We start from the raw sequence: 12,119 nt of genomic DNA, 5'->3' as shown, positions 1-12,119 counted from the left end.
CGACACTCCGTAGGCTCAGCCCGCTGTGGCTGCAATCGAACGATGTTTGGGCAGCCACAGCGGGCTGCGCCAGGACGGTCTACGCTCGCTCGGCCGCTCCACTCCTCCGGCGCAGCTCGGCGGTGGTGTCGTGGGCAAAGGCCGCGACGATGGCGATCGATTCGCCCTGAAAGCGCACGACATAGTCGACCAGAAACTCATCGACGAAATCGGGCCGCCCCTCCGGCGTGAACCAGATCGACCAACGCACAGCGGCCAGCGCGTAACCCGGCCCAAGGGGAAGGGGATCGATCTGCAGAGCCTTCACATCGTACGCTCCAGCGGAGCGCAGCAGCGCGAGCCATTCGTCGATCCGCAGCCGCAGTTCTCCATCGGCGCGCACCGCCCGAGCGCCGTCCGGATCGCCCAGCAACACCTCCGGGGCAAAGGCGGCAATGATTCCGTCCGCATCCCCGGCAGTCAGGGCGCGTTGCAGACCCAGAAAGAAGTCGACAACCGGCTGCTCGATGTTGGGCGCCGCGTCCATCAGCGGGTGAAGAGCTGGTGCGCCGCGCGCAGCGACTCGACCGGATCGCCGCTTGGCAGATATTCCATGCCCATATAGCCGGTGTAGCCAGTTGCTTCGATGGCATCGAGGATCGGCGGGTAATACAGCTCCTGCGTTTCGTCCGGATCGTTTCGGCCCGGATTGCCGGCGAGGTGATAGTGGCCGAAATGCTGGTGATGCTCGCCGATCGTGCGGATGATGTCGCCTTCCATGATTTGCATGTGATAGACGTCGTAGAGCAGCTTGACCGCCGGCGAATCGACCGCGGAAACGACATCCACCCCCCAGGCAGTGTGATCGCACATATAGTCCGGGTGATCCACTTTGCTGTTCAGCAGCTCCAGCGCCAGCAGCACGCCCGCCTCCTCCGCTGCCCTGGATACCCGTTGCAAGGCGGCGATTGTGTTGGCCGCGCCGGAGGCATCGTCCTGTCCCTTGCGTTCGCCGCTGAAGCAGACCAGCGCGGGAATGTCGTACTGCTGCGCCAACGCCACATTGGCCAGGATCTCGCGTTCGATGCGGGCGTGCTGCGACGGATCGTTGAGCCCGTTCGTGATGTCGTCATGCCCGCGCATGCAAACGATGCGCAACCCCGCGTCCCTGATCGCGTCCCACTCCTCACGCGGGGCGAACTCGATTCCGGCGTAGCCAAGCTCGGCGGTGGTCTGGATGATCGCTTCCGGGGTCATCACCGGCGCCAGGCACCACCAGGCGGTTGTCGGTTTGATCTGACGCACGTTGCTTGCTCCTGCGTGATCGGAAAGACGGAAACGGTTTTGGTCTGGGCCATTCTGATGAGGAATCCGCAAAACCGCAAGCATGCAAGGGATTGACGGATGCCCAATGCAGGCATACGCTCACGAATGGGTGTGCGCCGCAACGTCGCGGATGGACACGTGCCGTCTGGATTCCAACTGCTACGCGCCCGGAACGGAGCGCCCGGGCCACCATTGCACGCTGTGTGTCACGCTCGGCCCCTACCACCGCACGCTCGCTTCGCAGCCCGCGATTCGTCGTTCGACTATCGAAAGGAGAACACGCGATGTCCAAAATCTGGAAGAGTCTTGGCATGGCCGCCGCCGGCGCTATGGTGGTGGGAGGGATGCTCGGCACGAGTCTCGCCCCAGCCAGCGCCCAGGATGCCTCGCCCGCCGCGGAATCCGCAGCTCCCGCGCTTCCCATGGGATGCACTGTCGCGGCCAGCGGTCTCGCCAATCCACGCTTTCTGACCGTCGAGGATGGCATCGTTTACGTGACGCTCGCCGGATCGGCGGGTGACGAAGCCATCTTCGCCGAAGCCGGTGAGGGCACGCCCGAGCCGACCGAGCCGATCACCACGTACGGCGCATCCGGCAGCGTGGCCGCCATTCTGGCGGACGGCAGCGTGACCGAAGTCGCCACTGGCTTGCCCTCGTTCACCTTCGGCACCGAAGTTGTTGGCCCGGCGGGGATCGATGTCGAAAACGGCATCGCCTATGTCGCTACTGGCGGTGTGGGACCGGCCACTGGCACCGTTCCGGCGCTTGCCGGCCGCGCGGCCGTCTGGTCGATCGATCTGCAATCCGGCGAAGCCACCATCGTGGCCGATCTGGAAACCTATGAGATCGAGAACAATCCCGATCCGTACCACATCGACTCCGATCCTTACGGTCTGGTCATTGGCCAGGACGGCATGATCTACGTGGCCGATGCGGGCGGCAATGACATCATCAAGGTCGATCCGGCCACCGGCGACACCAGCGTGCTGGCCGTCATCCCGGGTCTGCCGGGGCAGCAGCCGAACCCGGAACGTGGCGACACCAACGAGATCGATCCGGTGCCGACCGGTCTGGCGCTCGCGCCCGACGGTGGGCTCTATGTCAGCCTCCTTTCGGGCGGCCCCTTCTTCCCGCAGACCGCTGCGCTCATGCACGTTGCCATGGACGGCACCGTGACCACGGTTGCCAGCGGGCTGACCATGCTGGGCGATGTCACCGTCGCGCCGGACGGCTCGATCTACGTCGTGACCATGTCCGAGAACTTCATCGATCCGGCCGGCCCGGCCCCCGGCGCCATCGTCAAGATCAACGAAGACGGCAGCAACACCCCGGTCATCACCGGCATTCCGTTCCCGAACGGCATCGCCTTCGATGGCGAGGGGAATGCCTACATCACCGCCATGGTCTCGCTTCCGGCCGGCACGCCGGCGGGCGGCATGGTGCTCAAATGCGGCGCCGATGCGTTCCAGATGATGCACACCATGGACATGGGCACCCCGGCAGCCGCAGAGGCAACTCCAGCCGGCTGATTCTCGGGACTGATGCTCGAATACGTGCACGCAGGCGCGGCAGAGACGCCGCGCCTGCGTGTTTCCTTGGCGCCCATCATCACGCTGCCAGGAGGAGATCATGCAATCGACCCAACCCCCTCTGACTGCCCTGCTGCAAGCCACGGCAGATGAGCTGGAGCGGTTTGCCGACGCGCTCTCGGACACTCAATGGCACGCCTTTGTCGAAACTGAGCAACGCACGGTCGGGCAGTTAGTCCATCACGTCGCTTGGGCGTGGAACGTGGAAAGCGTCGCTTTTCGCGCTATCGCCGGAGGCGTCGCAGACTCCGGCTGGACCCCGGAATGGCTCGACGCGCAAAATGCCGACCAGGCGCGAAAGAGCGCCGCCCTGGATCGCTGCCACATCATGCACGACTATCGCAACGCGCGCGATCACGCGATCGCATTCGTGACGAGTCTCTCGCCGGCGGAACTGGCACGCACCGGGACCCATATGCCCGGCGAGCCGGAACGTACCGTTGCCGGTTGGATCGAGGCCTGTCTCATCGGTCATCCGCGGGAGCATCTGGATGGAATTCGGCAATGGACAAGGGGCACCATCGGGACCAGAGAGGCTGGTGGAAACGGGAAATAGGAAATCGCTGCTGGCAACTGGTAACTAGCGACTGACGACTCGAAATGGCGGTGGGATCGACCATGACGCTCTGCAGAGCCGGGATCCAGCACCGAGTGTGGATGACGGGTAACCAGCCCGGGCACGATCCGTTGCTGCCCAGGCCCGCGCTCGTTGCCAAACGTGCCGCTTATCCATGATAGTAGAACATATGTTCGTTTTTGTCAAGGGGGTTGCGACTGGGTGTGGTGGCGTCCGATGCCGGCAACGACGCGGTAGCACAGGGGAGAGGGATCGCAAACCGCGGTTGCGATCTGGTGGCGAAACTCCGGGTGGATCGATGGCGGGCACGGGTCCCGTTGGCGGGCACAGGCCGCCATTGCCGTGCCGACAACCAAGCCGTCGTTACCCGGCCAATGCCGGGCGGCAGACTTTGCACGGGCGATAGCCACGCGCGCGCGCCTCGGCTTCCGAATGGAAAAACTGCAAATGCTCTTCCTTCGGCTGATAGCGGCAGGTGGGAAAGCAAAAGATGCGCGTGGTGTCACTGCCGACGAATCTGATGCCCGATCTCCCGAACTCCTCCAGACGGTCGATGTTCGCCCGCTCCTCGGTCAGCAAGGAGCGTTTCACCTCGGTTCCGAAAATGTAGTTGCCGATCACGCCATCTCCGCGCACGACCCGGTGACAGGGAATGAGCAGCGGAACCGGATTCCCCGCCAGCGCGCTGCCCACTGCACGCGCCGCCTGTGGACGCCCGATCTCCTGCGCGATCCAGCTATATGGGCGCACCTGACCGCGAGGGATTTCCAGTGCTTTCCGCAACACCTCCGCTTCGAACGGTGTCGAATGCGACAGGTCGAAGGGGGGAGGGGTGCGCCGGTCCCCATTCAGCAACCGCTCGACCGAGCGCGCCAGCTTTTCCGGCGGCCGTTCGACGGCGCGCACGTCCCGGCCGAATCGATCCCGATACCGCGTCACAAACGCATCGGCCGGCGCTGCCCGATCGACCGCGGTGATGCCATCCCGGCTGGCGGCAATCCAGAGCGGCCCGATCGAGCTTTCCATCTGCCAGCAAACATCGGAGAGTCCGGTGCGATAGAGCACGTTGGGCACCAGATCGACTGGTGGTTGCGGCGCCGGCAGATCGCTGAGACCGGTTTCGATGGTGCTGTCGCTCAGGTTGTTCATGGCATGGCCGCCTTTCATCGGGTGAGAACGAGTTGGGACGGCGCGCACTGGATGGGGTCGAGCTCGCTCAACCGTCCCCGCAGCAACTCGACCCCGCGATGGACGTGTGACTTGACGGTCCCCAGCGGGAGATCGAGTGTCTCCGCGATTTCGTCGTAGGGCATCCCGAGCACATGCCGCAGGATGACCGCCGCCCGGTAGCGTGGCGGAAGCTGATGCAGCGCTTCGGCAAGTTGGTCGGCGAGCTCGTTGCGTTCGTTGACGCGTTCGGGTTCGTCCAGCCGATCGGCAAGCGGTTCGTCGATGCCGTCCAGACCGTCGATTGGCAATCGCTTGCCGCGTGCCCGGTTGCGCGCGACGTTGAGCGTGACGGTCAGGATCCACGGCGTCAGTTTCAGAGCGCGAATCCGCTCTGCGTCATACCCCTGCAACGCCCCGTACGCCCGCACGAACGCGTCCTGCGCGATCTCTTCGGCGTCTTGCGCGTTCCCGCACCAACGGTAGGCGAATCGATAGACCGTCCCCTGCAGTTCCCGAACCAGGGATTCGAACGCTCCATCCAGATCGTTCGCCAGCCGCGTGCCGAGATCGGGTTCCGTCATGGCGTCTGAGTGCTCGCTCATACCGTTCGTTCCGATGAGACCGTCGCCTCCACCCAGTCATATGAACACGGGTCATCGCGATTTGGTTGCATCCCCTTCCGTCATTTCGAGCTTGTCGAGCAATCTCTTCCGTGGCGCGACTCGACACGCACGAGACGAATGGAGATGTCAGGGACGGATCGACGAACGGACCATGTGTTCCGTCTGCGTTCCGTGTATGAGCTAATCCTCCAATTCATCGGCATGGGCACGTTCGGCAATCGTCAGCGACTCATCGATGCCAGTGACGATGCGGTCGAGCTCGCTGCCGCTCTGCTTGTGCGCATCGGTTCAACGGACGACCCCAGGCATGATCGAGCGCGATCCGTACGAGCGGAACCATCCGTCGCCCCGCTCCATCGCGGGGACCGGAGCGTTGGCTGCTGCCTGGCCTGGACCCGATCAGTCGCCCGATCGGCGTTCCGGGTGCTCGAAGTGCTCCATAGGGATCTTCGACGGACCGGGACTGTCGATCATCAGCACCATCAGTTGCAGCTTGGCTTGTTCGACCGCGTCGACACTGTGAGACACGCCTTGCTCGATATGCAGCAAATCCCCCTGCCGCAGCTTCACGACTTCATCTCCGAACTCGACCGTGAGCGTCCCTTCCAGCACTTGCAGCAATACCGGCTGCTGCGCCACATGCTCACGCAACCCGGTGCCGGCATCGAACGCGAACACCACGACATTCGTACCCGTGGCTTTCAGCACGGACACTGGTTTGGCCCGCCCCGGCTCGTAGGCCGCCATCCCTGCAGCACCATCGACAAACGTGAACTCGGCCATTCCCGCCTCCTTGCATCGATCGGCTCGTCGTTGGCGTTCAGTGTAGGAGCGATCTCGCGCAGAGGACGAATTCGAGTTGCTCCCAAACGAAGGATGTGTACACACCTGTACAGATGTGTACACTTCACTCATCTGTGAAAGGACGCATCCATGAGTAGCCTCATCCCTGTCGAATCGCTCAAGTTCACCGAAGCCCGTTCCCAGCTCAGTTCCATCGTCGACCGGGTCTTTCAGCGCAAGACGCGCATCCGCCTCTACAAGGGCAATGTTCCCGTCGCCGCCGTTGTTTCGATCGACGACCTGGAACGGCTGGAGAGATACGATCGGGAACGCAAAGAGTCTTTCGAGCAGATGGCAAAGTTCAGCGAGGCATTCCGGGGCGTCTCACCTGAGGAGCTGGAATTCCGAGTGGACGAAGCGATCGCCCAGGTGCGCGCTGAAATGGACGCGGAACGGCTTGCCGGACTGCAGCGCTAATGCGGGTGCTCCTCGATACCAATGTCCTGGCAGTCGGAGCGGCTGAGCATCATTGGGGGCAAGATCGACCCTGCGCCCGGATTTGGCAGTTCTGGCAGGCGAAGAAGTTCGAACTCCTTGTTTCCGAACATATCCTGAACGAATTGAAGCAGGCGTTGCGCACCCCCTGGTTCCGTGAGCGGTTGACGCAGGAGCTCATTTCATCGTTGCCAGACGAGGTGTTCCGACAGGCTACGGTCGTCGAAATGAATCAAGACATGCCACGTGTCACGAGCCATTGGCAAGACGATCTCGTCCTCTCTGCGGCCATCTCCGGAAACGCCGACTATCTGGTCACACGAGACGCCGCGTTTCGGCGGGTCGGCGAATACCAGGGGGTCAAGATCCGCACCCCCGACGAGTTCCTCCAGGAATTCGATGCGCGGACCGCCTGACTGTTACGCCGATCCCTTCGCCGCCAGCGCAATCAATGCCTCCACCGTGTTGAGATTCCGCGCTGTCCCCTGGACGCCCAACCGCTTGAGCACCTTGTTCATATCCAGCTCGGCTCTTCCCGCGCCATGGGCATAGCGGATGTGCAGATCGTTCCCGATCACGTCCCACCGATCGTCCCCGCACTCCACCCCGCGCGCCGTTTCGACCGCCTCGCCGCCGGGAGTCCCTGTCAGCGGCGCGATGTACGAGAACTTCGGCTCGCGCACTTCGAAGGGATGCGCCGCCAACGCGGCTTCGAGTTCCTGCGGTGTGCGCGAGATCACCTCCCGCACATACCCATACCGCTCCGTGAGCGCGGCTTCGACCGCCCGATCGAATGCCGCAGCATCGCCGGGAACATCGAGCACCGCATTGCCCGAGGCGATATAGGTCCGCACGTCTTCTCCGCCCAACCCGGCCAGCATCTCTCGAAATTCCGCCATCGGCAGTTTCGCGCCGCCCACATTCACGGCCCGCACCAAGAGAATCCGCGTCGTCACACCGGCACCTCCACCAGTTCTGTTCCGATTTCGATCGCCTCACAGCGGCCGCTGGTCGTCTCCGAAAGCCAACTGCGAAACGGCGCGATCTCCGCTTCGCCGAGCGGCAGCTCGAAGGTCACCTGCGCGCCATAGTCGATAGTCGAAACGCGCCAGCTCGTATTTCGTAAGAGGTTTTCCAGTCGGCCGGCCTCGTCGTGCGGCGCTTCGACCGCCACCACCGTGAGCGGCACCCGCTCCACGATGCCAACGGCATCGATCGCGTCCGACACTGCTTGCCCATACGCCCGCACCAATCCACCTGCGCCCAGCAGAATCCCGCCGAAATAGCGGGTCACCACCGCGATGGTGTCGGTCACCATCCGCGAATCGAGCACATGCAGCATCGGCGCGCCCGCGGTGCCGCCCGGCTCGCCGTCGTCGTTCGAACGCCGCAGCTCGCCCCGGTCGCCCAGAATCCAGGCGGAGCAGTTGTGGTTCGCATCCCAATACTGCTTCTTGAGCGCCTGCAGCTTCGCGCGCGCGTCCTCTTCGGACCCAGCGCGATCGACCGTGCAAATGAAGCGCGATTTCTTGACGATGAGTTCGACCTCGCCAGGCTTGGCGATGGTCCGGTTCCAGCTGGCCATGCGGCAACTGTAGCAGGCGGCACGCGGCAGGCAGCAGACAGAAAGCGACGCGTCGGGCGACCATCGACCCGCCGCGAGGCTCTCTCATCGTCTGTTGGAGGACGTCTGCGTGCCGCGTGCTGCCTGCCGCGTGCTCGTCTTACGCCGTCACCTCGGCGAGCGACTTCGCGACGATGTCCACGATCTCGTCTGCTTCTTCGGTGGTGGTGACCAGCGGCGGGGCGATCCCGATCCAGTCCGGCGCGGGACGCGTCAGCAACCCGTTCTCCCGGCAGGCGGCATACATCGGCCGGCCAATCGGTTGATTGAACGCCAATCCACGCAGCATGCCGACCCCGCGCACTTCGTCCACGACCGCGAACTGCGACTTCAGTTCCAGCAGTTGGGCGGCCAGATAGTCGCCCACGGCGTTCGACCTGGCGACCAGATCGTTATCGAGCAGATAGCGCACCGCGGCTTCGCCCACCGCGCAGCTCACCGGATTGCCGCCAAAGGTGTGCCCGGAGAAGAACTGCACGCCGTCGGCTGCCTCACCCCAGAAGGCGCTCGCCACCTGCTCGCTCACGATGATCGCGGCCAGCGGGGCATAGCCGCCGCTGATCCCCTTGCCGCAGGACAGAATGTCGGGCCATGCGCCCACCGTTTCCGAACCCCACAGTTTTCCGGTGCGCCCGAAGCCGGTGATGATCTCGTCGTGGATCAGGAGGACGTTGTAGCGGTCGCAAATCTCGCGCAATTTGGGGAAATAGTCCGCATCCGGCACCCGCACCCCGGCGGAGAGCATGATCGGTTCGCAAATGACCGCGGCCACCGTGTCCGGATTCTCACCGATGATCGCCTCTTCGATGGCGTCCACCGATCTCGGCGAGACATGGATGAACCCTTCCGGATAGGGCTCGTACTTCGATTTCCAATCCGGTTGGCCCGAGGCCGCCCCGGCGAACCCGGTGCTGCCGTGATAGGAGTTGTAGCGGGAGATGACCTTGTATTTGCGCGGGCTGCCGGTTTGCGCGTGATATTGCCGCGCCATCTTGATGGCGAACTCGTTCGCCTCCGAACCGCCGCTGGCGAACTTGACCGTGGTGAACTGCTCCGGCAGCAACGAGGTCAGCAGGTTGGCCAGTTTCAGCGCCGGGGGATTGGTGGACATGGTCGGCGCGCTGAACGCCAGTGTGCGTCCCTGCTCGGCCGCCACATCGACGATCGAATCGACCCCGTGCCCGTAATTGACCGTGAAGACCCCGGAGAGCCCGTCGATGTACTCCTTGCCGAAGACATCCCACACCCGGATGCCCTTGCCCCGCTCCAGAATCAACGGTTGCTCGGCAAAGGACTTCATCTGATTGAAATCGACCATCACCTGCGATGTGTCGAACTGCAGCTCGGCCATGACACGTTCTCCCACGTCGAAACGAAATCGCAATCGCTGGCGGTAGTTTCTCACGGAATTGGTGATCGTGGCCGCCAGAATTCCCGCTGAGCGGATTTTCACCCCACATTCTGTTCGCTGAGAGGGCAAGCAGCCGGGGCAGGAGTGTGCCAAGATGCCGCGCAAACGGGTTCGGAGATCGCGAAAAGAGGCTCCATTGAAGGTATTGATTACCGGCGTGACCGGACGGGTGGGGCGCAACCTGGCGCCAGCGCTCATGGCCGAGGGGCGCGCGGTGCGCGGACTGGTGCTGCCGGACGATCCCGGTCTCGAAACCGCCCAACGCGCGGGAGTCGACTGTGTCACCGGCGCTTTGAGCGATCCCGAGGCCGTGCGCGCGGCGCTGGACGGCGTCGATGCGGTGGTCCATCTCGGCGCGGCCATGCTCTTCGGCAGCGACGCGGTGAACGACACCCTGTTGGACGCCAACATCCGCGGAACCTACGAATTGGCCCATGCCGCGGCGAAGGCCGGCGTTTCCCGCTTCGTCTTCGCCAGCAGCGACGAGGTCTATCCTTCCCTCTTCGCCAAATACCTCCCCATCGACGAGGCCCATCCACGCGAGCCCTACAGCTTCTACGGCTTCACCAAGCTCACCGGCGAAGAGCTGCTGCATTACGAACACCGCGCCAACGGGCTTCCCATTGCCATCGCCCGTTTTTCGCTCGTCTATGAGCCATGGGAGTCGGTCAGCCCGAACGGCACCCTGGGCGGCTTCCTTTTTTATGAGAAGGTGAAAAACTTCGTGCGGTCCCGCGCGGGGGAAGCCGTCGCTGATGCGCTCGTTCCCGCCGGGCAACCAACACCCGACTTGCTGCTCCCGCGCGATGAGGCTGGCAACCCGTGGATGTTTCACTGCTGCGATGTGCGCGATATCGTGCAGGGGCTCATGCTGCTGCTCGACCGGCCAGAGGCCGTCGGCCAGGCGTTCAATCTCAGCGGGCCGGCGCCTTTCTCCTACGGCGAGGTGATTCCCTCTCTCGCCGATCTGGCGAACCTGACCTATCTGGATGCCGTCATCCCCGGGACGCCGATCCGCATCCATCACAGCATCGCCAAAGCCCGCGCGCTGCTTGGCTACGACCCGCAATTCGACGTCTTCCGTTCGATGCGGGACGGTCTGGCAGTGTAAGGGCTCGCCAGCGTATTCGGCAGTCGCCAATGGGATGAGCGCGAATGTTGTGTTCGCGGCGCGCGTTGCTTATCGCGCTCATCGCAACCCGGTTATACGCCGCGAATCACCCGTCCCGCTCCGGCAGAATCATTGACAATCCGTTGTAACTGGCGGTGCATCGAGCTCGAGGGCGCGAGCTCGAACATCCAGGCACTTGGCGCGCCCGTCGTCAACAGACGATCTCGACGAAGAGACAAGCGTATGACCCCCAACGCAACCGTTGTTTCCACACCACTCGACAATCTCCAATTGAGCGAGCTGCGCAAGCGCACCTCCGCCAAGTGGCAGTACTACCCGGAAGATGTGCTCCCGCTCTGGGTGGCCGAAATGGACACCGCACCCGCGCAGCCGATCGTGGATGCGGTCACCGCAGCCCTCACCCTGGGCGACACCGGCTATCCCTGGGGTCCTCGTCTGCAAAGCGCGGTCGCCTCGTTTGCCGCCGACCGCTGGAACTGGACCTTCGATCCGGAGACCGCCATCACCGTCACCGATGTCATGACCGGCGTGCTCGAATCGATCAAGCAACTCAGCAAGCCGGGCGATCCCATCATCCTGACTCCGCCTATCTACCCGCCATTCAAGATGGTGACCGACATGCTGGAGCGGCCAATGATTCCGGCGCGCATCACCCCGGAAGGACGTCTCGACCTCGACGCGCTGGAAGCCGCCTTCAAGTCCGCGGCCGAATCTGGCGGCAACCCGGTGATGCTCCTCTCCAATCCGCACAACCCCGGCGGCACCGTCCACACCCGGGAGGAGCTGGAGAGCGTTGCCAATCTGGCCCGCACCTACGGCGTGCGCGTGGTCTCCGACGAGATCCACGCCCCGCTCATCATGCCCACCGCCACCTTCACCTCCTACCTCTCCGTGGCGAATACCGAACCAGACGTCAGTCTCACGTCTGCCTCGAAGGGCTGGAACCTGGCGGGGTTCAAGGCAGCGGTCGCCATTCCCGGCGCAGACTCCATCGACGATCTCAAAGCCATCAACCACCGCATGGGAACCCACCCCGGCCACATTGCCGTGATCGCGCACAGCACCGCATTCAACGAGGCGCGCGACTGGCTGGACGGCGTCATCGCCGGTATCGATGCCAACCGATTCCTGCTCGGCGATCTGCTGGCGGACAAGCTTCCCGCGGTCAAGTACACCCCGCCGGAAGCCACCTATCTCGCCTGGCTCGATTGCACCGATCTCGGCCTGGGCGACGACCCGGCCAAGGTCTTCCTCGATCTGGGCCGCGTCGGCCTCAGCGGCGGTCTCCCATTTGGCGCCGGTGGGGAAGGGCATGTGCGCTTCAATCTCGCCACCTCGCCCGCCATCGTCACCGAAGCCGTGGAGCGCATGGCAACCGCGGTTGCGGCATATACGCCGGAGTCTTGAGTC

14 protein-coding genes are annotated in these 12,119 nt (G+C 63.7%); 6 read left to right on the top strand and 8 right to left on the bottom strand.

Going from position 1 to position 12,119, the window contains the following annotated elements; all coding sequences use genetic code 11:
• Nucleotides 1-79: 79 nt before the first annotated feature.
• Nucleotides 80-526 (bottom strand): hypothetical protein, encoded by a 447-nt coding sequence (locus tag R2855_08455; GenBank protein ID MEZ4531048.1) that lies wholly within the window; start codon nucleotides 524-526, stop codon nucleotides 80-82.
• Nucleotides 526-1,284: a TIM barrel protein gene (locus R2855_08450; protein ID MEZ4531047.1), complete on the bottom strand. Its 759-nt coding sequence runs from the start codon at nucleotides 1,282-1,284 to the stop codon at nucleotides 526-528. Before R2855_08450 ends, R2855_08455 begins: the two co-directional genes overlap by 1 nt.
• A 305-nt stretch (nucleotides 1,285-1,589) precedes the next feature.
• Here R2855_08450 and R2855_08445 point away from each other — a divergent pair, with 305 nt between their 5' ends.
• On the top strand, nucleotides 1,590-2,834 hold the full coding sequence (locus tag R2855_08445) for a ScyD/ScyE family protein (protein ID MEZ4531046.1): 1,245 nt from the start codon (nucleotides 1,590-1,592) through the stop codon (nucleotides 2,832-2,834).
• Between the two features lie 100 nt (nucleotides 2,835-2,934).
• Nucleotides 2,935-3,450, top strand: a complete 516-nt coding sequence (locus R2855_08440) for a DinB family protein (protein ID MEZ4531045.1) — start codon at nucleotides 2,935-2,937, stop codon at nucleotides 3,448-3,450.
• A 384-nt stretch (nucleotides 3,451-3,834) separates the two neighbouring features.
• Here R2855_08440 and R2855_08435 read toward each other — a convergent pair whose 3' ends face one another.
• The 3 genes from R2855_08435 to R2855_08425 form a co-directional block, all read right to left on the bottom strand.
• Entirely contained in the window at nucleotides 3,835-4,620 is a 786-nt protein-coding gene (locus R2855_08435; GenBank protein ID MEZ4531044.1) for a methylated-DNA--[protein]-cysteine S-methyltransferase, read from the bottom strand.
• Between the two features lie 14 nt (nucleotides 4,621-4,634).
• The gene (locus tag R2855_08430) at nucleotides 4,635-5,243 is read right to left on the bottom strand and encodes an RNA polymerase sigma factor (protein MEZ4531043.1); all 609 of its coding nucleotides are present in this window, start codon (nucleotides 5,241-5,243) and stop codon (nucleotides 4,635-4,637) included.
• A 420-nt stretch (nucleotides 5,244-5,663) separates the two neighbouring features.
• Nucleotides 5,664-6,047, bottom strand: coding sequence for a cupin domain-containing protein (locus R2855_08425; protein MEZ4531042.1), 384 nt, complete (start codon nucleotides 6,045-6,047; stop codon nucleotides 5,664-5,666).
• 150 nt (nucleotides 6,048-6,197) lie between these two features.
• Here R2855_08425 and R2855_08420 point away from each other — a divergent pair, with 150 nt between their 5' ends.
• A complete protein-coding gene (locus R2855_08420) occupies nucleotides 6,198-6,524 on the top strand; it encodes a type II toxin-antitoxin system Phd/YefM family antitoxin (protein ID MEZ4531041.1) in 327 nt (108 codons plus the stop codon).
• Nucleotides 6,524-6,958, top strand: a complete 435-nt coding sequence (locus R2855_08415) for a putative toxin-antitoxin system toxin component, PIN family (protein MEZ4531040.1) — start codon at nucleotides 6,524-6,526, stop codon at nucleotides 6,956-6,958. Before R2855_08420 ends, R2855_08415 begins: the two co-directional genes overlap by 1 nt.
• 3 nt (nucleotides 6,959-6,961) lie before the next feature.
• Here R2855_08415 and R2855_08410 read toward each other — a convergent pair whose 3' ends face one another.
• The 3 genes from R2855_08410 to R2855_08400 form a co-directional block, all read right to left on the bottom strand.
• Nucleotides 6,962-7,498: a DUF1697 domain-containing protein gene (locus R2855_08410; protein ID MEZ4531039.1), complete on the bottom strand. Its 537-nt coding sequence runs from the start codon at nucleotides 7,496-7,498 to the stop codon at nucleotides 6,962-6,964.
• Nucleotides 7,495-8,127 (bottom strand): YigZ family protein, encoded by a 633-nt coding sequence (locus tag R2855_08405; GenBank protein ID MEZ4531038.1) that lies wholly within the window; start codon nucleotides 8,125-8,127, stop codon nucleotides 7,495-7,497. Before R2855_08405 ends, R2855_08410 begins: the two co-directional genes overlap by 4 nt.
• A 139-nt stretch (nucleotides 8,128-8,266) precedes the next feature.
• Nucleotides 8,267-9,517 (bottom strand): aspartate aminotransferase family protein, encoded by a 1,251-nt coding sequence (locus R2855_08400; protein MEZ4531037.1) that lies wholly within the window; start codon nucleotides 9,515-9,517, stop codon nucleotides 8,267-8,269.
• Between the two features lie 196 nt (nucleotides 9,518-9,713).
• On the opposite strand from R2855_08400, the gene R2855_08395 reads away from it, so the two are divergent.
• Both R2855_08395 and R2855_08390 read left to right on the top strand, forming a co-directional pair.
• Nucleotides 9,714-10,688, top strand: coding sequence for an NAD(P)-dependent oxidoreductase (locus R2855_08395; GenBank protein ID MEZ4531036.1), 975 nt, complete (start codon nucleotides 9,714-9,716; stop codon nucleotides 10,686-10,688).
• Between the two features lie 243 nt (nucleotides 10,689-10,931).
• Nucleotides 10,932-12,116, top strand: coding sequence for an aminotransferase class I/II-fold pyridoxal phosphate-dependent enzyme (locus tag R2855_08390; protein MEZ4531035.1), 1,185 nt, complete (start codon nucleotides 10,932-10,934; stop codon nucleotides 12,114-12,116).
• Nucleotides 12,117-12,119 lie beyond the last annotated feature (3 nt).

Source organism: Thermomicrobiales bacterium (assembly GCA_041390825.1).
Lineage (GTDB): Bacteria > Chloroflexota > Chloroflexia > Thermomicrobiales > UBA6265 > JAMLHN01.
The sequence above is the reverse complement of the archived record's forward strand: the minus strand, read 5'-3'. Positions and strand labels throughout refer to the sequence as shown.

Excerpts from the sequence above, each read along its gene's own strand:
- R2855_08455 (MEZ4531048.1), bottom strand. The coding sequence starts at position 526 with ATGGACGCGGCGCCCAACATCGAGCAGCCGGTTGTCGACTTCTTTCTG.
- R2855_08445 (MEZ4531046.1), top strand. The coding sequence starts at position 1,590 with ATGTCCAAAATCTGGAAGAGTCTTGGCATGGCCGCCGCCGGCGCTATG.
- R2855_08440 (MEZ4531045.1), top strand. The coding sequence starts at position 2,935 with ATGCAATCGACCCAACCCCCTCTGACTGCCCTGCTGCAAGCCACGGCA.
- R2855_08435 (MEZ4531044.1), bottom strand. The coding sequence starts at position 4,620 with ATGAACAACCTGAGCGACAGCACCATCGAAACCGGTCTCAGCGATCTG.
- R2855_08430 (MEZ4531043.1), bottom strand. The coding sequence starts at position 5,243 with ATGAGCGAGCACTCAGACGCCATGACGGAACCCGATCTCGGCACGCGG.
- R2855_08425 (MEZ4531042.1), bottom strand. The coding sequence starts at position 6,047 with ATGGCCGAGTTCACGTTTGTCGATGGTGCTGCAGGGATGGCGGCCTAC.
- R2855_08420 (MEZ4531041.1), top strand. The coding sequence starts at position 6,198 with ATGAGTAGCCTCATCCCTGTCGAATCGCTCAAGTTCACCGAAGCCCGT.
- R2855_08415 (MEZ4531040.1), top strand. The coding sequence starts at position 6,524 with ATGCGGGTGCTCCTCGATACCAATGTCCTGGCAGTCGGAGCGGCTGAG.
- R2855_08405 (MEZ4531038.1), bottom strand. The coding sequence starts at position 8,127 with ATGGCCAGCTGGAACCGGACCATCGCCAAGCCTGGCGAGGTCGAACTC.
- R2855_08400 (MEZ4531037.1), bottom strand. The coding sequence starts at position 9,517 with ATGGCCGAGCTGCAGTTCGACACATCGCAGGTGATGGTCGATTTCAAT.
- R2855_08390 (MEZ4531035.1), top strand. The coding sequence starts at position 10,932 with ATGACCCCCAACGCAACCGTTGTTTCCACACCACTCGACAATCTCCAA.